The organism is Roseobacter sp. HKCC-CH-9208 (assembly GCF_037805125.1).
Classification (GTDB): Bacteria; Pseudomonadota; Alphaproteobacteria; order Rhodobacterales; family Rhodobacteraceae; genus M30B80.
The window spans coordinates 2,054,823-2,073,978 of the sequence record NZ_JBBLYK010000001.1 but is presented as its reverse complement, the minus strand read 5'-3'; the positions used below and the strand labels follow the sequence as shown (position 1 = coordinate 2,073,978).

18 protein-coding genes are annotated in these 19,156 nt (G+C 57.1%); 9 read left to right on the top strand and 9 right to left on the bottom strand.

What is annotated here, in order from left to right; translation table 11 throughout:
- Positions 1 to 2: 2 nt before the first annotated feature.
- The gene (locus tag AAC621_RS10440; protein ID WP_340255315.1) at positions 3 to 986 is read right to left on the bottom strand and encodes a zinc ABC transporter substrate-binding protein; all 984 of its coding nucleotides are present in this window, start codon (positions 984 to 986) and stop codon (positions 3 to 5) included.
- 96 nt (positions 987 to 1,082) lie between these two features.
- Here AAC621_RS10440 and AAC621_RS10435 point away from each other — a divergent pair, with 96 nt between their 5' ends.
- From AAC621_RS10435 to AAC621_RS10410, 6 genes are all read left to right on the top strand, one after another.
- Positions 1,083 to 1,565: a Fur family transcriptional regulator gene (locus AAC621_RS10435; protein WP_340255312.1), complete on the top strand. Its 483-nt coding sequence runs from the start codon at positions 1,083 to 1,085 to the stop codon at positions 1,563 to 1,565.
- Positions 1,562 to 2,347: a metal ABC transporter ATP-binding protein gene (locus tag AAC621_RS10430; protein WP_340255309.1), complete on the top strand. Its 786-nt coding sequence runs from the start codon at positions 1,562 to 1,564 to the stop codon at positions 2,345 to 2,347. Before AAC621_RS10435 ends, AAC621_RS10430 begins: the two co-directional genes overlap by 4 nt.
- Entirely contained in the window at positions 2,347 to 3,138 is a 792-nt protein-coding gene (locus AAC621_RS10425; RefSeq protein ID WP_340255306.1) for a metal ABC transporter permease, read from the top strand. Before AAC621_RS10430 ends, AAC621_RS10425 begins: the two co-directional genes overlap by 1 nt.
- 59 nt (positions 3,139 to 3,197) lie before the next feature.
- Positions 3,198 to 4,412, top strand: a complete 1,215-nt coding sequence (locus AAC621_RS10420) for an acyl-CoA dehydrogenase (RefSeq protein WP_317655824.1) — start codon at positions 3,198 to 3,200, stop codon at positions 4,410 to 4,412.
- A gap of 18 nt (positions 4,413 to 4,430) precedes the next feature.
- Positions 4,431 to 5,723, top strand: a complete 1,293-nt coding sequence (locus AAC621_RS10415) for an NAD(P)/FAD-dependent oxidoreductase (RefSeq protein WP_340255303.1) — start codon at positions 4,431 to 4,433, stop codon at positions 5,721 to 5,723.
- Positions 5,724 to 5,931: 208 nt separating this feature from the next.
- Positions 5,932 to 6,615, top strand: coding sequence for a DUF1045 domain-containing protein (locus AAC621_RS10410; protein ID WP_340255300.1), 684 nt, complete (start codon positions 5,932 to 5,934; stop codon positions 6,613 to 6,615).
- A gap of 59 nt (positions 6,616 to 6,674) precedes the next feature.
- Here AAC621_RS10410 and AAC621_RS10405 read toward each other — a convergent pair whose 3' ends face one another.
- The gene (locus AAC621_RS10405) at positions 6,675 to 8,828 is read right to left on the bottom strand and encodes an esterase-like activity of phytase family protein (protein ID WP_340255297.1); all 2,154 of its coding nucleotides are present in this window, start codon (positions 8,826 to 8,828) and stop codon (positions 6,675 to 6,677) included.
- A gap of 328 nt (positions 8,829 to 9,156) precedes the next feature.
- On the opposite strand from AAC621_RS10405, the gene modA reads away from it, so the two are divergent.
- From modA to modC, 3 genes are read left to right on the top strand one after another with little or no spacing between them, the layout of a single operon-like run.
- Positions 9,157 to 9,939 (top strand): molybdate ABC transporter substrate-binding protein, encoded by a 783-nt coding sequence (gene modA, locus AAC621_RS10400; protein WP_340255294.1) that lies wholly within the window; start codon positions 9,157 to 9,159, stop codon positions 9,937 to 9,939.
- Positions 9,936 to 10,637, top strand: a complete 702-nt coding sequence (gene modB, locus AAC621_RS10395; RefSeq protein ID WP_340255291.1) for a molybdate ABC transporter permease subunit — start codon at positions 9,936 to 9,938, stop codon at positions 10,635 to 10,637. The genes modA and modB overlap by 4 nt, the downstream gene beginning before the upstream one ends.
- Positions 10,630 to 11,703, top strand: a complete 1,074-nt coding sequence (gene modC, locus AAC621_RS10390) for a molybdenum ABC transporter ATP-binding protein (RefSeq protein WP_340255288.1) — start codon at positions 10,630 to 10,632, stop codon at positions 11,701 to 11,703. Before modB ends, modC begins: the two co-directional genes overlap by 8 nt.
- 81 nt (positions 11,704 to 11,784) lie before the next feature.
- Here modC and AAC621_RS10385 read toward each other — a convergent pair whose 3' ends face one another.
- From AAC621_RS10385 to AAC621_RS10355, 7 genes are all read right to left on the bottom strand, one after another.
- Entirely contained in the window at positions 11,785 to 12,798 is a 1,014-nt protein-coding gene (locus AAC621_RS10385; RefSeq protein WP_340255285.1) for a YeiH family protein, read from the bottom strand.
- The gene (locus AAC621_RS10380; protein WP_340255283.1) at positions 12,795 to 13,856 is read right to left on the bottom strand and encodes an ABC transporter ATP-binding protein; all 1,062 of its coding nucleotides are present in this window, start codon (positions 13,854 to 13,856) and stop codon (positions 12,795 to 12,797) included. Before AAC621_RS10380 ends, AAC621_RS10385 begins: the two co-directional genes overlap by 4 nt.
- Positions 13,856 to 15,292, bottom strand: coding sequence for a carbohydrate ABC transporter permease (locus AAC621_RS10375; protein WP_340255280.1), 1,437 nt, complete (start codon positions 15,290 to 15,292; stop codon positions 13,856 to 13,858). Before AAC621_RS10375 ends, AAC621_RS10380 begins: the two co-directional genes overlap by 1 nt.
- Positions 15,289 to 16,353 (bottom strand): carbohydrate ABC transporter permease, encoded by a 1,065-nt coding sequence (locus tag AAC621_RS10370; protein WP_340255277.1) that lies wholly within the window; start codon positions 16,351 to 16,353, stop codon positions 15,289 to 15,291. The genes AAC621_RS10375 and AAC621_RS10370 overlap by 4 nt, the downstream gene beginning before the upstream one ends.
- Before the next feature lie 23 nt (positions 16,354 to 16,376).
- Positions 16,377 to 17,642, bottom strand: coding sequence for an ABC transporter substrate-binding protein (locus tag AAC621_RS10365; RefSeq protein ID WP_340255274.1), 1,266 nt, complete (start codon positions 17,640 to 17,642; stop codon positions 16,377 to 16,379).
- A gap of 72 nt (positions 17,643 to 17,714) precedes the next feature.
- Entirely contained in the window at positions 17,715 to 18,239 is a 525-nt protein-coding gene (locus AAC621_RS10360; protein WP_340255272.1) for a flavin reductase family protein, read from the bottom strand.
- 11 nt (positions 18,240 to 18,250) lie between these two features.
- Positions 18,251 to 19,144 (bottom strand): aldo/keto reductase, encoded by an 894-nt coding sequence (locus tag AAC621_RS10355; RefSeq protein ID WP_340256473.1) that lies wholly within the window; start codon positions 19,142 to 19,144, stop codon positions 18,251 to 18,253.
- Positions 19,145 to 19,156: the final 12 nt, after the last annotated feature.

Here is a 19,156-nt window from a genome sequence, read left to right as displayed (position 1 = left end):
CATTAGCCCTTGCAGCCCGAAATACCTGTCGCCAAATCCTGCAAAAGCGCGGGGTAGAGATCGACACCCGCGAGGATATGCCCGCCATATGGGTCAATCACCGCGATTGAGACAGGGGCCGCATCGGCCACGGCGCTCAGGATATCTGGGTCGAATTGTGGCTCTGCAAACAGGCATTCAACCCCCTGCTCGGCCACAATCCTGCGAATTTCAGACAGGCGCGCCACCGAAGGGGAGCTTGCATCTGACAGGCTAATGGCCCCTTGCGCGGAAATATCAAACGCATCTTCAAAATACTGATAAGCATCGTGGAACACGATGAAGGCGGGCGGCGGCGTTGCCGCAAAATCCGCCTCGATTTGATCCGCGAGATCTTCCACCTGCCGCGCGGCGTTTTCGGCATTTCTGAGATATGTCTGTGCATGGTCGGGGTCTGCCGCCGCCAATTCCTCGGCAATCGCAGTCAGCCACAGGGCGGCATTGTCAGGATCAAGCCACGCATGGGGATCAATCGCGTCATCATGCGCATGGTCTTCGTGACCCTCATCTTCATGATCATCATGACCTTGGTCATCATGGCCGTGATCATCGTGATCATCGTAGCGATGCGCCTCAAAACGCACATCTTCGCGAATGGGCAGGAGATCCGTCTGCGGCACCGACAAAAGCGCCATCTCTTTCCCCGCCCCCGCAAGATCAGCAATCGCCCCCGACAAGGCAGGTGACAGGCCCGCCCCAATCCAGATCACCAAATCAGCCTCTTGCAGCGCGCGCGCCTGAGAGGGGCGCAAGGCAAAGTGATGCGGACTTGTGGCTTGGTCGATCAACAAATCAGGCACACCGACCCCCGCCATGACCTGTGCCACAAGCGAATGCACGGGGGCGATATCTGTTACAACCCTCGGCACCTCTGCGACCGCCGCAGACGGCGTTGCCGCTGAAAAGGCGCAAATCACACCTGTGCCAAGTAAGAATCTCATAGACATCAGCGCACCCTCATGATTAGAACGGGGTGAGAGTTAGTAGATATGTTATAACATATCAATACTGAAAATCGGCAACATGAAAGGTTATGCGCGCCAATGTCGCAAAACCAATTCCACGACCACGACCATCAAGGCTGCATCGCCTCGGCGCTTGCCGCCGCCGAAGCACGATGCGCCACAGAAGGCCTGCGCCTGACAGCGCAGCGTAAACGTGTCTTGGAAATCCTGCTTGAGGAGCATCGCGCCCTTGGGGCCTATGATATTCTGGCGCGACTTTCGGCCGAGGGGCAGAATGCCCAACCCCCTGTGGCCTATCGCGCGCTTGATTTCCTGGTCAGCCATGGCTTTGCGCATCGCATTGAGCGCCTAAACGCCTATATCGCCTGCACCCTGCCCGATGAGGGGGCGCATATGCCTGCCTTCATGATTTGTCGCAACTGCGATATGGTTGCAGAAACGGGCGGGCCTGAGGCAGAATTGGGGCTGGTGAGCGAGGCAAAAAATTTGGGCTTCGCGGTTGAACGCAGTTCGGTCGAATTGGAAGGGCTCTGCCCCGCCTGCCGCGAGGCACGGCCATGAACGCACCTATAAAACGGCCCCTGATCAAAACCCAAAATCTGCGCCTGAGCCAAGCGGGGCGCGTGGTGTTGGATCATGTGAATTTTGAGATTGCTCTTGGTGAAATCGTTACAATCGTGGGGCCGAACGGATCGGGGAAAACCTCGCTTTTACGCGCCTTGATTGGGGCGTTGCAGCCTGAGCGGGGCATAATCACACGGGCCGAAAATTTGCGCATAGGCTATGTGCCGCAAAAGCTGCATATTGACCGCAGCCTGCCTGTGACTGTGGCGCGGTTTTTGTCGATGCCGCGCCGTCACAGCCCCGCAGAAATTGCAACCGCCTTGCATCAAGCGGGTTTGCCCGATTTGGGCGCGCGGCAGATGACCGAATTGTCAGGGGGGCAATTTCAGCGTGTCCTGTTGGCCCGCGCCATTCTTGACCGCCCGACATTGTTGATTTTGGACGAAGCCACACAAGGGCTGGATCAACCGGGTTCTGCCGCCTTCTACACCCAAATCGAAGATCTGCGGCGCGAGGTGGGCTGTGCGGTTTTGATGGTCAGCCATGAATTGCACGTTGTGATGAGTGCCTCGGATCGGGTGATTTGCCTCAACGGGCATATCTGCTGCGAAGGCCGCCCCGAAACAGTTGCAAGCGCGCCTGAATATCGCGCGCTTTTTGGAACGGGCACGCATGGGGCATTGGCCCTGTATCGGCATGAACATAGCCACAGCCATGATCACGACCACGATCACGGCCATGCTCACAGCCGCGACCATAGCCCCGAAAAGGTGCAATGATGCTGGATGATTTCATGATCCGCGCCGCCCTTGCGGGGGTCGGGGTCGCTGTGGTTGCGGGTGTTTTGGGCTGTTTTCTGGTTTGGCGGCGCATGGCCTATTTTGGCGATGCCACGGCCCATGCCGCACTATTGGGGGTTGCCATCTCGCTTGCGTTGAACCTGTCGATTTTCACAGGGGTTCTGGTGATCTGCCTGATCGTGGCCTTGATGGTGACAAGCCTATCGGAACGCTCACTCGGTCTTGACAGCTTGCTTGGCACCTTCGCCCATGCGGCGCTTGCCATTGGCCTTGTGGCCGTAAGCCTGACCAAAGGGGTGCGTGCCGATTTATCGGCCTATCTTTTTGGTGACATCCTGGCAGTTAGCCGTGCTGATTTGGCGGTGATCTGGCTTGGCGCGGCGGTGGTTTTGGTGCTGATCCTCAGCCGTTGGCAGGCGCTGTTGACTGTGACGCTGTCGCCTGAATTGGCCCATGCCAGTGGCATTGCGCCACGGCGTGAGAATATGCTGCTGACCCTTGCACTTGCCATCAGCGTGGCTGTGGCCATCAAGGTGGTGGGGGCGCTGTTGATCATTGCATTGATGCTCATCCCCGCTTCAGCGGCACGGCCCTTGGCCCGCAACCCAGAAGGGATGGCCATTTTGGCCTCGCTGATTGGGGTGGTATCGGTGGCGCTTGGACTTTGGGGATCATTCGCCTATGACACCCCCACAGGGCCAAGCATTGTCTGTGCAGCCGCCCTGTTCTTTGCGCTTTCTGCCCTTATTGTGCGGGTGCGCATGGGTTGAACCTTGCCGCGCTTCGCGGCAATGTCGACCATATGTTTTTTGCTTTGGAGGACGTAACGATGCCAGATGGTCACAGCGCAAAATCAGGCCCTGCTCTCGCGGCTTTTGAGTGGGCAGATCCCTTTCATCTGGCAGCGCAGCTTGCGCCTGAGGAAGTGATGATTTCCGAAAGCGCCGAGGCCTTTGCCCAAGACCACCTCGCCCCCCGCGTCACCGAAGCTTATTTGAATGAAACCACTGCGCCCGAACTGTTTCCCATGATGGGAGAAATGGGCCTTTTGGGTGTGACTGTGCCCGAAACCTATGGCGGCATTGGCGCAAGCTATGTCAGCTATGGCTTAATCGCCCGCGCTGTAGAGCGGGTCGATTCTGGATATCGTTCGATGATGTCCGTGCAATCAAGCCTCGTGATCTACCCGATCCATGCTTACGGGTCAGAGGCACAAAAACAAAAATATTTGCCCAAACTGATCAGCGGCGCGCTTATTGGCTGCTTTGGTTTGACCGAACCCGAAGCGGGCTCTGACCCCGCAGGGATGAAAACCACGGCCACGAAAACCGCAGATGGCTATGTGTTGAACGGCGCAAAGATGTGGATTTCCAACGCGCCGATTGCGGATGTCTTTATCGTTTGGGCAAAATCGGAGGCTCATGGCGGCAAGATTCGTGGCTTTATCCTTGAGAAAGGAATGAAGGGCCTGTCTGCGCCCAAGATTGAGGGCAAACTTTCCTTGCGGGCTTCGGTCACGGGCGAAATCGTGATGGATCAGGTTGCCGTGCCAGAAGATGCGCTTTTGCCAAATGTCGAGGGACTGAAGGGGCCGTTTGGCTGCCTCAACCGCGCGCGCTATGGCATTGCGTGGGGGGTGATGGGTGCCGCCGAAGATTGCTGGCATCGCGCCCGCCAATATGGGCTCGACCGCCGCCAATTCGACCGCCCCCTTGCGCAAACACAGCTGTTTCAGAAAAAGCTGGCCGATATGCAGACGGAAATCGCACTTGGCCTACAAGGGGCCTTGCGTGCAGGTCGCATGATGGATGAGGGCAGCTGCGCGCCCGAATTGATCAGCCTGATCAAACGCAATAATTGCGGCAAAGCCTTGGCCGTAGCGCGCGATGCGCGGGATATGCATGGCGGCAATGGGATCATGGCCGAATATCATGTGATGCGTCACGCGCAGAACCTTGAGACGGTCAACACCTATGAAGGCACACATGACGTGCATGCCCTGATTTTGGGGCGCGCGCAAACAGGGCTTCAGGCGTTTTTCTAATCACAAAGGGGCGCGCCGATGCAGGCGTCTGGGGCTTTTGGATCAAAGGGCAATCTGTGGCACAGCACCGCGCGCGAGCAGGTGACAGCCGACAGCGCAGACGCTTTACCAAGCGCGGTTGATCTCTTGATCATCGGGGGCGGGTTCACGGGCCTTTCCGCGGCGTTAGAGGCCGCACGCATGGGCGCCAAGGTCGCGCTTCTTGAGGCGCAAGAGATTGGCCATGGTGGATCGGGGCGCAATGTGGGCCTCGTGAACGCAGGCCTGTGGTTGCCGCCGCAGGAGATCATCAAAACCCTCGGCGTCAAAACGGGTGAAGCGCTGATTGATACGCTTGGCGCGGCCCCTGCCCGTGTCTTTGATCTGATCGCGCGCGAGAATATCGCCTGCGAAGCCACGCGTAACGGCACCTTGCACCTGGCCCATAACGCGGCGGGATTGGATGATCTGAAAACCCGCCATCGCCAAGGCAACCAATATGGCGCGCCCTTGCAGTTGCTTGATGTCGAGGAAACCACCGCACGCACGGGCAGCCCTAACTTTGCAGGCGCGCTGTTTGATGCGCGTGCTGGCACGATTCAACCTCTGGCTTACGCACGCGGGCTTGCCCGCGCGGCCCAAGCGGCAGGGGCACAGATCTTTGCCCCCCTCACAGTTGAAGATTTAACCCATCAGGGCCGCGCTTGGGTGGCGCGCGCCGCAGGGCGCGAGATCACCGCGCGATCCGCATTGATTGCCACTAATGCCTATCACATGGCCGGATTTTCCAGTTACAGGCCCAGCTTCATCCCCGTTTATTATAGCCAATTTGCCACGACACCCCTGCCGCAGAGCTTGCGCGCCGAAATTCTAGCGGGCGGTGAAGGGGCATGGGATACGGCAATGGTCATGAGTTCCTTCCGCATGGATGCGGCAGGGCGCCTGATTTTGGGCGCGATTGGCAATGTTGAAGGGCGGCTTGGGGGCGGCACGCATCACGCGTGGGCAGCGCGCAAATTGGCGCAAACCTTCCCGCAATTGGCAGGTCAAGGCTTTAGCCATATCTGGCAAGGGCGTATCGCCATGACGGGCGACCATATTCCCAAAGTCTTGGAGATCAGGTCAAATGGTGCGGCGGTGTTTGGATATTCAGGGCGCGGGATAGGCCCTGGAACCGTATTTGGCACAGCGGCCGCGCAGGCCCTTTTACAACAAAACCGCAACCTCTGGCCGATGCCACCATTGCAAAAATCGGTAACGGGATTTGGTCAATTGCGCGCGGTCTATTACGAATTAGGGGCGACCATAGCGCATGCCTTGCAGCGGAATTAGGATTAAACCATGATATGTGCGACCGATCCCCCGTTCGGGTAAGTGAAACTCGGCCAAGGGCAGCGGTGTTTGGGACAGCACCCCCAAAGGGGGGGGGTGGTGTCCACCATCTGCCACGACCAGAGGATAGACCTTATTGGTTAATTAATCATTGCCAAATCAGGACGCAGAACCTAGGCCGACCCCAAGCCAAAAGGGGGAACGCGGAATGTCCGACTATAGCCGATATGCGGTATATTTTCTGCCCGATGGCGGGTTTTATCGCCTTGGGGCGGATTGGTTGGGCTGGTGCAGCCGCCAAGGCGCTGCGCGCACGCATCCCGAGCTTGCGGGCCTATCGCGGCCCATCGCACAAATCACCGACACCCCCCGCAAATATGGGTTTCACGCAACGATCAAGCCACCTTTCAAACTGGCCAAAGGTCAAAGCGCCCATGACCTTGCGGCAAGGTTCCGGGAATTGTGCAAAGCAACATCGCGGGTTGAAATCCCCGTTTTGGAAATCCGCCGTTTGGGGGGCTTTGTCGCCGCTGTCCCCGCAAGTCATAATCCCGCGCTCCAAGAGCTGGCCGCAACGATGGTCAAAGGGTTGGATCCGTTTCGCGCGCCTGCATCCGAGGCGGAATTGGCCAAGCGCAGATCAGCCAACCTCACCCCCCGTCAGGAGGAGATGTTGGTCGCATGGGGCTATCCCTATGTGATGGAAGAATTCCGCTTTCATCTGACCTTGTCAGGCCGCCTGCCACAATCCGAGGCTAATGATCTGGTGTCCCGTCTGCATGCGCATTTCGCGCCTGTGATCCCGCAGCCCTTTGAGGTCGCCTCATTGGCCCTTATGGGCGAGGATGAGACGGGGCGGTTTCATCATATCGAAAGCCAACATTTGGCATAAGAAACCCCCCGCAAATCGCTTTGCGAGGGGCGTTTTTCGCTCAGTCAAACTACCGATGGTTACTGCGCCGAGATCGCGAACAGCATCGTTTCGCCAGAATGGTCGTCCACACCATCATTGTCGGTGGACACCCACATTGTGCCATCTTCGGCGATTGCCAGGCCTTCGACCTTGTCCAAGACAAAGCCGCCTGTCGAGGTCAGATAAGGCAGCAGATCGACAACAATCTCTTTGGTCAGAACGGGTGGCGTTTCGCCCAGCGCGACCATCCCCGCCATCTGATCCATTGAGACGCGGGTGATCAGCTTGGTCATTGCTGCATCACCCAGTTGATTGTCACGCTCGAGGAAGTAGAGGTCATCACCATGCGCAACGATTTCCGAAAGACCAACCCAACCCGTAGATGCTTCGGTCAGCGGGTAATGTGCCACGCTCCACGCTTCGGTTTCTAGGTTATAGCCCAGAACCTTCACATGGTTTTCAGGATCATCGCGCCATTCACGCTGCACGGCCATATACAGCATATCGTCAACACGGGTGATCCCCTCAAACGCGAAACGCTGCTCCACGGCCAGCAATTCATTTGGCAGGGCGATGTAATCCTCAATCGCGCCATCGGCCCCAATGTGATAGATCGCGTGCGGCACCAAGCGGTCACTGCGCCCTTCTGAGGCGACCCAGAAACCGCCCTCACCATCAAGCGCGATGCCTTCCATATCCATCAACTGCGCGGGCTGACCTTCGCGGGTGACGCGAATTGCATCAACAATACGCGCAGGGGTTTGGCTAACATCGATGTGGAAGATGGTTGGCTGCATGGCATAGAAGCTGTCAGCCACTGCATAGAGTGTTCCATCTTCAGCCATAACCTGCCCCGAGATCGCACCCCAGCCTGTCAACTCATCCATACCTGCGCTCGTCAGATGCGGATATACGGCAGGGGCGTTTTGATATTCATAGATCATCACATGGGCAGGCGCGCCGCCATCGCCCCGCGCGTCATATTCATTGGCCGTGGCCAAAATATTCCGCGAGGGGATCGCAATCGCACCCTCAGGGGAAATGCCAGAGGGCAGAAGCTGTGCCAATACAGGCTGAGCAGGGTTCGACATATCATAGACGCCCACGATAGAGGAGCGTTCGGCCAATAGGAACATCATTGGCACGCCGCCAAATGTTGCAAATTCCATCCCTTCAGGCTCGACACCTTTGTTGCCAGAGCGCTTTTCGGGGTAATGGCCGATTTCCACAATCGCGTATTCAAAAGCCGTGCCTGCCTCAAAAACTTCGGTGCCATCGCGGTTGAACACGGTAAAGCCGCGGCTGCCACCATCCATATCGCCTTCATTTGCAATCGCGAAATGGTCTGTATCGATCCACTGCACCCCATCAGGCTCGCGCGGGACTGTGATGGTCTGGTCAAAGATCAGCGCGCCTTCTTCCTCGGTGTCCACGCCGTTAAGCGTCACCTCACCCGCCGAGAAATGGCTGAGCACCTCACCTGTAGCAGAAACGACAACCATGTGGTTGTTTTCCTGCATCGTCACAACGATGTCGCCATTGGCGTTCACGTCAACGAATTCTGGTTCAGGGTCTTCTGGGGCGATATCAGCAAGCCCTGTCAGATCAACACGGATCTGCGCCGCGCAATCCATCGCGCCATTTTCACCCAAGGGTTGGATCACCAAATGACCCGCAGGCATTTGCGGCACGCGGCCATCGCCCAGATCCTCGTCTCGCTCGTTCTCAATCGCAACAGTGATGAAGCTGCCATCGGGGGCAACAGCCGTGCTGTCGGGCTGTCCACCCAGATCACAAGAGGCGAGAACGTCACGGCTCCCTGCATCAATCGCATGCAAAACGCCTGACGGGTTGGTGAAGCTTTCCGATGTGTTTTCCGCGACAAACACCGTGTTTCCAAGCGCGGATACGGCTGTTGGCTCGCCATTTGGCAGCGCAAATACGCCTGCGGCAACAGGGTTCGCGGGATCAGTGATGTCGATAAAACCGATCACACCTGCAGGGCTGTCGGAATAGACCAATGTCATGCCATCGCCCGTGGCCGCGATAATCTCGGCTGAGGTTTCTTCGGCATCGGGCGTATTCGCGGCAACTGGAAAAGACGCGATACGGTTAAAGTTCATATCTTGGGCCAATGCAGGCCCTGCAAACAAAGCAAGGCCTGTTGTGGCCAAAAGCATGCGCAGGTTCATCAGGTATCCCCCTTGGGTAAAACAGAGTACCCCACGCCATTGCCCTATCTAAGTTACGACCGCGCAACAGAAAGGTGACAAAGCCATGAAACAACAAGGGGGCTAAAGTTGGGGTTTCTTGTCAGGGGGCGCGGGTCGATATACAGTTAAAGGGAAATGGCCCGAGGCAGCATCATGCACATAAAGATATCCCCCCGCGGGACTTTTGGTCATAACACCGCGCCGCGTTGGCGATGCGCGCCCACGGTGGCGTGGCTATCCAGCAGAGGTTATCAATAGCGCATAAGACCCTTGCACAAGCGGCATTGGTCGCGGAAACTCTGCCCCTATGAACGCCCCGATCCGTCTTATGTTTTTGGCCCTTATGCTGTGCCTTAGCCCGACTTTGACACGGGCTGAAGAGATATTAGTGTTCGCGGCCTCTAGCCTTGCGACAGCCCTAGATGAAATCGAACAGAAATTTGAGGCAGCAAGCGATTTCGAGGTCAGCATGGTTTATGCAGGGTCCTCTACGCTGGCCCGTCAGATTGAACAGGGCGCGCCTGCCGATATTTTTATCTCAGCCAATACCGACTGGATGGATCGCATCGCCCAAGCGGGATTGATTACGCCCGATGCTAGGTTTGATCTCTTGGGCAATCGATTGGTTCTTGTGGCGCATGGGGAAGGTCTAGATCAATCGGATCAGAATATCACGCCCGAGATCAATTTGGCCGATTTGCTAGACGGCGGTTATCTGGCCATGGCCCTTGTTGATGCCGTGCCTGCAGGGATTTATGGTCGCGCCGCGCTCAGCCATCTCGACCTTTGGGACACGGTCGCGGATCGGGTCGCGCAATTCGACAATGTGCGCAGCGCCCTTGCCCAAGTTGCAGCGGGAGCAACCCCCCTTGGAGTGGTCTATCGCAGCGATGCTATGATCAGCACGCAGGTGCATATCATTGGCACCTTCTCGGCAGACAATCACGACCCAATCCGCTACCCTGCCGCCGCGCTTGGTGCGGAGATGAAACCTGCGGCCGCGGCTTTTCTCGCCTATCTGTGCGGGGATGACGCGGAGATGATTTTCACGGCGAATGGATTTGAGACACTGGCGGAGGCTGAGAAATGAGTGATCTTCTCGGCCCCGCAGAATGGGCCGCAATCGCGCTATCCCTTAAGGTCAGTTTTTGGGCCACCTTGGCCAGCCTGCCTGTCGCACTTTGGGTTGCCTATCTGTTGGCGCGCTGTAACTTTTTTGGAAAGCAAATATTGAATGCAGCGGTTCATCTGCCCCTGATCTTGCCGCCTGTGGTGACGGGATATGTGCTGCTTTTGGCCTTTGGCGCGCAGGCCCCCGTGGGGCAAGCCTTGGCTGCACTAGGTCTGGGCTTTGCCTTTCATTGGACGGGTGCAGCCCTTGCCGCGGCGGTCATGGCCTTTCCGCTGATGGTGCGCGCGATGCGCCTATCGCTTGAGGCGGTTGACCCCAAACTTGAGGATGCAGCCCGCAGCCTAGGCGCGCCGCCTTGGGCGGTCTTTGCCACCCTCACCTTGCCTCTGAGCCTGCCAGGGGTTCTGGCTGGCGCGATTTTGGGGTTTGCAAAGGCTATGGGGGAATTTGGCGCCACCATCACCTTCGTTTCGAATATTCCAAATCAAACCCGCACAATCCCTTCGGCGATTTACACATTTTTGCAGCAACCAGACGGGAAACAGGGCGCGCTGATCTTAGTGGCCGTGTCGATCTTTATCGCTATTCTTGCCCTCGTTTTGTCGGAAATTCTGGCGCGGGCTTTGTCCAAACGTATCGGGGGACATGATGCTTGATCTAAGGCTTCGTCACCAGATCGGTGCGTTTTCACTTGATCTCGACTTCCAAGCCGCCCGCGGGATCACCGCCCTTTTTGGCCGCTCGGGCGCAGGCAAAACCACCGTGATCAATGCAGTCGCGGGTCTTATCACGCCTGATGACGGCTATATCCGCGTGGGGGATATGGATCTGTTTGACCCTGCGCGTGGGATAAATCTTGCCGCGCATGAGCGCCAAGCGGGCTATATTTTTCAAGAAGCGCGCCTCTTTCCGCATCTGAGCGTTGCGAAAAATCTTCGTTATGGGATGCGCTATCGCGGCGCGCGCCCTGCCCCGAATTTCGCGGATATTGTCGAGATGTTGGGGATCGGGCACCTCTTACAGCGGCGACCCGCGATGCTATCAGGCGGCGAGAAGCAACGCGTGGCAATCGGGCGCGCGTTGTTAGCGGCCCCCCGTATCCTTCTGGCAGATGAGCCACTGGCAGCCCTTGATGAGTCGCGGAAGCAAGAAATCCTGCCCTATTTTGAACGTCTGCGCGATGAAATGGACATTCCCATTCTTTATGTAAGTCACGCCCCCACCGAGGTTGCGCGCTTAGCAACAGAAGTGATCACGATTGAGGCGGGGCGGATACAGGCGCAAGGGCACCCAAGCGAGGTCTTTTCTGACCCCCATAGCCTGCCTGCAGGGTCACGCGAAGCGGGGGCCGTTATTGAGGCCACGCTGACGGCGCATCACGCGGATGGGGTCAGCGAATTACGCAACGCCGATGTGGCACTTTTTGTGCCGCGTCTGAGTGGCGATTTGGGGCGAAAATTACAACTGCGTATTGCCGCGCATGAAGTGATTTTAGCCACCCAAAAACCACAAGGACTATCCGCGCTCAATGTCATCGAAGGCACAATTCACAGTATGCGCAGCGGCGATGGCCCCGCCGTTTTGGTCGCAGTCGACACGAAATTGGGGCGGATCTTGGCCCGTGTGACCCGCCGCTCGGCCCATCTATTGGGCCTGAACGAAGGGCGGGCGGTCTATGCCATCCTTAAAACCCTATCGGTCGCGCGCGAAGATATTGGCTGATCATGCCGCCTTTGAGATCGGCATGAACAAGGTGCGCGCCAAAATACGGGTCTGCAAATCAGCCCCGCAAAACAAGTAGGCCTAGACTAAGACCGCGAGGCCAATGGCCACCAAAGCCGCAATCAGCAGCGTCAGGGTGATCAACAACGCCAAGGCGCTGCGCCCAACTGATGCAAATGCCTGCAACGAGGTTTTCATCCCAACGGCGGCAACGGCCACCACAAGGCAGCTTCGCGAGACAATGTTCACGCTCTCTGTGATCAGCGGCGGCACAAGCTGCATCGTGCCCAGAATGGCCAATGCAATGAACCCCGCCACGAAAGCAGGGATGAGCGGCGGGGCTTTCCCGCCCTCGCCCGCCTCAAGATGGGCTTTGCGCAGGATCAAAGACGCCACCAAAATCACGGGGGCCAACATCATCACGCGAAACAATTTGACCAAGGTGGAAAGATCCCCCGTCTCATCCGAGATGGAATAGCCCGCCCCCACAACTTGGGCCACATCGTGAATGGTGCCGCCTAGGAATATCCCTGCCATATGGGTCGACAGACCAAGCGAGGTGGCGATCATCGGATAGATGATCATCGCGACACTCGAGAGCACCGTCACCCCCACCACAGTGAAGGTGACATCATCTTCGGCCACATGCCGTTTTGGCAGCAACGCTGAAATGGCAAGCGCCGCAGAGGCACCACAAATGGCAACAGAGCCACCCGCAAGAAACCCAAAATAGCCCGATCTGCCAAAACGCGGGGCCAGCCAAATTCCCGCGCCAATCGTGGTGACGACCGCCATCGCCAGCATAACCGCTTCGGCCACGCCAATGCCTGCTAACAATTGCGCGCTAATGCGAAGGCCAAGCAGCGCCACCCCAATGCGCAGAACGGTGCGGGCCGCGAATTGGATGCCTGCGGCCATACGCGGCTCTTGCGAGAGGAAATGAAATGGGATGCCGAGCAAAATCGCCATCAGCATCACGGGCGCACCGTAATGATCAGACAGGAATTGCGCAGCCATCGCCACCAAAAGCGCCATCAGCAACCCTGGCCCAATGCGCTGAAGGCCAGAGAGGATGTCAGCGTTGCGCAGGGTCACCGACACACGCGCCCTGTATCGGCACGGAAGATGTGAACGGCCTCAGGGGCAAGCTTGACGGCAACTGTTTGGCCAATGGCGATATCAGTCTGACCCGCTTGGTGGATCACCAGCGGCTCCCCTGACGGCAGGGTGACAAAGATATAGCTTTCGCTGCCCAATTGTTCGACTTCGGTCACTTCGCCCTTCACGCCGCCTGTTTTGGCAATGCTAATGTCGCGTGGGCGGATGCCCAATTCGATTGCATCGCCTTGACCGACACCGCTGCGCGGCCCAAGGGGAATGTGCCCCCCGGCGGCCAAAGCCACCCCACCTTCGGCGATTTCGCCCTTCAGGAAGTTCATCGCAGGCGACCCGATAAAGCCCGCAACAAAGCGGTTATCTGGATTATTGAACAGCTCTAACGGGGTTCCGAATTGTTCCAGCCTGCCATCGCGCAAAACCGCAATTTTATCGGCCATTGTCATCGCCTCGACCTGATCATGGGTCACATAGATCATCGTGTTCCCAAGGCGGCGATGGAGGTTGCCAATCTCGCGGCGCATCGTCACGCGCAGCTCAGCGTCAAGATTGGACAGCGGCTCGTCAAAAAGGAAAATCTTTGGCTCGCGCACAACCGCGCGGCCGATGGCAACCCGCTGACGCTGACCGCCTGACAATTGACCAGGACGACGGTTCAGATACGCCTCAATGCGGAGCATACGCGCGGCTTCCTCCACGCGGCGGGAAATTTCGGCTTTCGGCATTTTGAGGTTCTCAAGCCCAAAAGACAGGTTTCCGCGCACCGACATATGTGGATAAAGCGCATAGGATTGAAACACCATCGCCAATTCACGCTGTGCCGCGGGCACATGGTTGACCACAGACCCATCGATCACGACATCGCCGCCCGTGATCCCCTCAAGCCCCGAAATCATCCGCAGCAGCGTGGATTTTCCGCAGCCAGATGGGCCAACAAAGACGCAAAACTCGCCTGACTTGATCTCAAGATTAATGCCATGGATCACTTCGACCGAGCCGTAGCGCTTGATCACTGATTTCAGCTGTAGGTCACTCACTATTTCAATCCCGTATTGGCAATGCCCGTGGTGATGTATTTCTGCAAGAACACAAAGACCAAGGTCGCAGGCACGAGGCTGACCATGGTCATAGCGAGGCGGAAATGCTCTTGGCTGAGATGCTCGCCACGGAATTCAAGCAGACAAAGTTGAATTGTATAGGCCTCTTTGGTGGTCGCGATGGCCACCATCGGCAAGATCAGATCATTCCAACGCCAGATCACCGATAGGATTGCCAAGGCCGCAATCGCGGGCAAGGCCAAAGGCAAAATGATGCGCCAATAGACCTTCCATTCGCTCGCCGCATCCATGCGCGCTGCCTCGATCAACTCATCGGGGATCGACAGCATATATTGGCGGAGCAAAAACACCCCCGTTGGGGTGGCCGCCCCTGGAATGATAACGCCCCAGATCGACCCTGACAGGCCCGTGGCATTGATTGCCTTGAACAAGCCCACAAGCGTGATGGTGGGGGGCACCATCAGCGTGGCCAAGATGATCACAAAGAACAAAACTTGGCCGCGGAATTTATATTTCGCCAGCGCAAAGGCCGCCATCGAATTGATGAGCAAGGTCAGGGCCGTGGCTATGGCTGTAACCAAAACCGAATTGGTAAAGCAGGTCGCAAAATTCACGTTTACGCCAAAGGCACGCCCTAAAAGGGGATCGGTGTAGTTTTCCCAACTGGGGGCAAAGCTGCGCTCTGTACGAATGGTGGCCGTGGCAAGCTGCACCACCTCCGCGCTGCGGTTATCAACATAGCGCGCAGGCGTTGTGTCGCGCGTGGGGTTGATGCGCGACACCCCAAACAGTGTCTCAATGCCTGTAACTGGATCAGGGGCGCGGGCCAAAATCTGAACGGAAATAGCGGATGGCTCGTAAGGATCAAGCGATAGAAATTCCGACAAAAGTCGCTGATCTTCGGGGCCAAGCCCCGCGATGATGGCCGAAACATCATATTCACTGCGGGCCTGAGCCGACATGGACACATAGCGCAAAATCCAATCAGGCAGGTTTTCCCGTGCAACCAAGTCACGCGTCATCTCAGGCAAAAGGCCCAAATGTGCCCGCAAAGCATAAAGTGCATCCCCATCATACCCTGACAAGAAGGCGGATAAATCGTGTCGTGCCTTTTGCGCATCGGGCAGATCCGACCAATCCAAAACCCAATAGGGCAGATCATTGATGTAGAAAATGCGCTTGCCCTCTGGCCCTGTGACTGTGGCGCGCGCCACCTGTTCATAGCGGGCAGGCAAAAGCGATAGGTCTTGGCGTTCCAACTGCGCCGAAGATTTCAACGAATTCAGCCCCAGCCACAGCACAGGCACGAGGATCACAATCACGCCAAGCAAAAGATAGGCATAGGTGAGGTAATCCAACCAATTCGCGCGTGGCCCGCCTGCCTTGCGGGTCAGAAATGCCCATGCCCCGCTCATTGCCGTGCCCCCCGCGATGAGAGCCAAACCTGGAACAACGACAGCACGATCAAAACCGCAGCCACAATCAACGATGCCATCGCCGCAACCCCCAGACCATTGGCTGTGGCCTGCCCCCGCAGACCTGATGTTTCAAAAATATACGCCACAAGCGAAGACCACCGCACCGACATGGCATAGAGTTCCTCAAATGCTTGAAAGGCTTTGATCAGCGACAGAACTGTGACCACCAACAGGGTCGGCGCAAGCAGCGGGATGGTGATGCGAGTCAATTGCCGAAAGGCGGATGTGCCATCCATTTCAGCAGCCTCATACACATCGCGCGGGATTGCCTGCAACCCTGCAAGCAGGATCAGCATATAGAAACCAAGATGCGCCCAAGTGTAGACGAAGACAGACCAAAACATTGTCCATGACGGTTCGGTGAGCCATTGGATCGGCTCCTCAATCCAGCCCCACATGATCAGGCTTTGGCTCAAGACGCCTTGCCGCTTGAGGATCAAACTCCACAAAAATCCGACCACCACGGGCGACAGCATCACAGGGTAGAAAAACACCGCCCGCCAAAAGCCGCGCGCGATGATTTGGCGGTTCAGGGCAAGCGCAGATAAAAGCGCCGCGAGGATCATAACGGGCACTTGGAAAATCACGAAGATCGCCGTGTCGTAGACGGCCGAGAAAAACTTGTCGTCCTCAAGATTGGCGGCGCCCGTGTCAATCTGTGTTTCGGCCACAAGACGGCGCAGGTTATCAAGACCTGCGAAGGCACGCTCATCAAAGAGAATGGATTGGCCTTCGGTCACCGCGAACCCCAAATTGATAAACATCGGGGCAAAGGTGAACAGGCCAAAGACCAACATATTGGGCAAAAGGAACAAATAGGGCAGACCAGTCGCGCCTGCGAGGCGCTGTGTCATCTCAATCGGCCATCCCATGATCGAGGCTAAATGCCCCGTGATTGGGCCAGTGGGGCGGATCAACACCCACCCCACGGCCAAGTATAGAACCAGATAAAGTGGCCAAGGTGACCCTGCAAATGCGGCGATGAAGGCGTCAATCATTGCAGGGTCGTCCTTTGGTTCACTTACTGGGCGATTTGTGCGGCAACATCCGCATCAATCGCGGCCAAAGCATCATCAAGGCTCATTTCGCCAGTGATTGCTTTGGTCAGGTAGTCAGGCACAACACCATAGATTACGAAATTCTTGGCGTAACCTTGGAAGGTGTAAGCCTGCGGTGTGGTTTCTGCTGCCTTGCCAGCATTTGCCGCAAAGACAGACAGCGCCGCCGCAACGGCAGGGGATGCATCACCATAATCAACACCCGAAGCCTGAAGGCCCTGATGCGCAGTGATGTTGCGGGTTGCAGATGCAAAGCGGGCCGCATTTTCCTCAGAGGCGAGGAAATCAATAAAGGCCGCAGCTGCTTCAGGTGCATCGGTCGATTTGAACGCCGTGATCGCGGCACCCCCTGGCATTGCGCCACAGCCACCTACGCCACATGGCGCTGGAACCGCGCGCCATTCGAAATCGGTGATGTTTTCCGAGTAGGAATTGATCATCCACGAGCCCGACATATGCATTACAGCTTCGCCTGATTGGAACAGCGGTGCAGCGTTGCGATATTGCGTACCCTCACCTGCAGGCCACCCTTCTGCGGGCATCAAGCCCGAGGCGTGCCAACCCACAAATGTTTCTGCAAAGTTACGGAACCCTTCATCCACAAGGATCGGGTTGCCCGCATCATCAAAGAACTTCGCGCCATAGGAAAACGCGGGGCCCGCCATACGATGCGCCGTGCGATCCATAGCCAAGCCTGCGGTCACGCCTGTTGCGGCCTGAACTTCGGCCAAGGCCGTTGCCCAATCGTCCCATGTGGCGCCATCACCTGGCATATCCACGCCCGCATCTTCAAAGAGCGAGACGTTGACATAGGGACCTGTCACAGTCAGCTGGGTCATCCACCCGTAAATGCCATCATCCCCCGCACCTGGTGCGCGGAACCACGGCAGGGTTGCGCCATAGGCCGCTTCCCATGGGCCACGATCGACATAGGGCGCGAGATCAAGGTAATACTGGTTCAAGCCGCCCAAATTGGTCACGCGTGCGACATCAGGGGCCGCATCCGTTTGCAACTGGTTTTCCAACTGATCACGGATCACGTCATAGGCAACGGTTTCCATGTTAACAGTATGGCCTGTGGCAGCGGTGAATTCGGGCAGCATTTCGCCGATCACATCGCATTCATTGCCGTCCTGGTAGCACAAAAACGTAATTTCATCCGCGAAAGCGGGGGCTGCGCTTGCAACCATAAGTGCTGCAATTGCAGTGCTGGTAAACTTAGCGGTCATGTAATTCCTCCCTTAAACATTACCGTTGGTTTTGGTCGTCTCACTTTCCCCCTTTTCATCGGGGTAACTTGGTTATGCGGGCTCAGTCTCCCTCACGGTGAAATGGCCAAGCTTGCCGCGGAAAAATCCCAGCGACCCACCCAAGTCGCGATAGCCCGCACGCTGCACTTGGCCGACCATGATGTCATGGTCACCGCCCGCGTAATTGGCCCAAGCTGTACATTCAAACCGCGCAAGACAGTCATGCAGCACGGGCACACCTTCGGCATTCATATCAAAATCATCGGGCCCAAGCCCCTTTGCATCTCGCGCAATGCGCCAGCAAAGATCTTCTTGATCCACCCCCAAAACATGAATGGCATAGGCAGGGGCCTCACCGAAAAAGGGGTAGCGGCGCGAAGCGCGATCAATCGACCACAAGACTAATGCAGGATCGAGAGACACGGATGTAAAACTATTCGCTGTGATGGCCACGGGCCCCTCATCGCTTGCCACTGTAACAATGGTGACACCCGTTGCAAAACACCCAAGCGCCGTGCGAAAGGCGCGCGGGTTTGCCGGGTCGGGCACAAAGCTGCTGAGGGGGTGGCGGCGCATCTTCTGATCCATCAGGCGACCTCGTGGCCAAGCGAGGCCTCGTAAAGCGAGAACCAATCGCGCCGATCAATACGCACGCGCAGCGCGTCTGAAATAGTGGCAATACGCGGCAACGCATTCGTGCCAAGCACAGGCAAGATTGTCGAAGGATGGGCCAAGAGAAAGGCCACAGCAACAGCCGCACGATCCACGCCCTGCTCTGCCGCAATCGCGTCAAGACGCGTGGCCAACAACCCCTCGCGTGTCGTCATCAGCGCACCACCCCCCAAAGGTGACCACGCCATGACGGGCTGTGCATGGCGTTGATGGAAACTCAAATCCCCATTTGTGAAGGGCGCGATATGAGACAGCGACAGCTCAATTTGGTTGGTCACCAATTTCGCGCTCATCGCGGATTGAAGCAACTCCCAATCCCAAGGGCGGAAATTCGACACGCCCGCTGCGCGGATCTTGCCCGCTTTGATCAATCCATCAAGGCAGGCCCCCGTCTCGTGGTGATCCATCAGCGGATCGGGGCGGTGAATGAGTAGCAGATCAATCTGATCAATCCCCATCTCGCGCAAAGAGGTGTCGACAGATTGCGTGATATGAGCTGCGGATGTGTCGTAAAATTTTACAGGCGCGTCAGAATAGCGGCCAATCGGGGCCACGATATCGCATTTTGTGACGATTTCCATTTTGGCCCGCAGATCGGGCCGCGCGCGCAACGCGGCACCCAAAATGCCCTCAGCGGTATAAGCGCCATAAATATCCGCCTGATCAAAGGTTGTGATCCCTTGGGCAAGGCAGGCTTCGATTTTTGCGATGACATGATCGGTGGAGGTATCCGTGTCATCGCCAAGCCGCCACATCCCGTAGACAAGACGGCTAAAACTCAGGCCCTCGGCGATTTGGACGCGGGGCATGGTGGGGGGTGT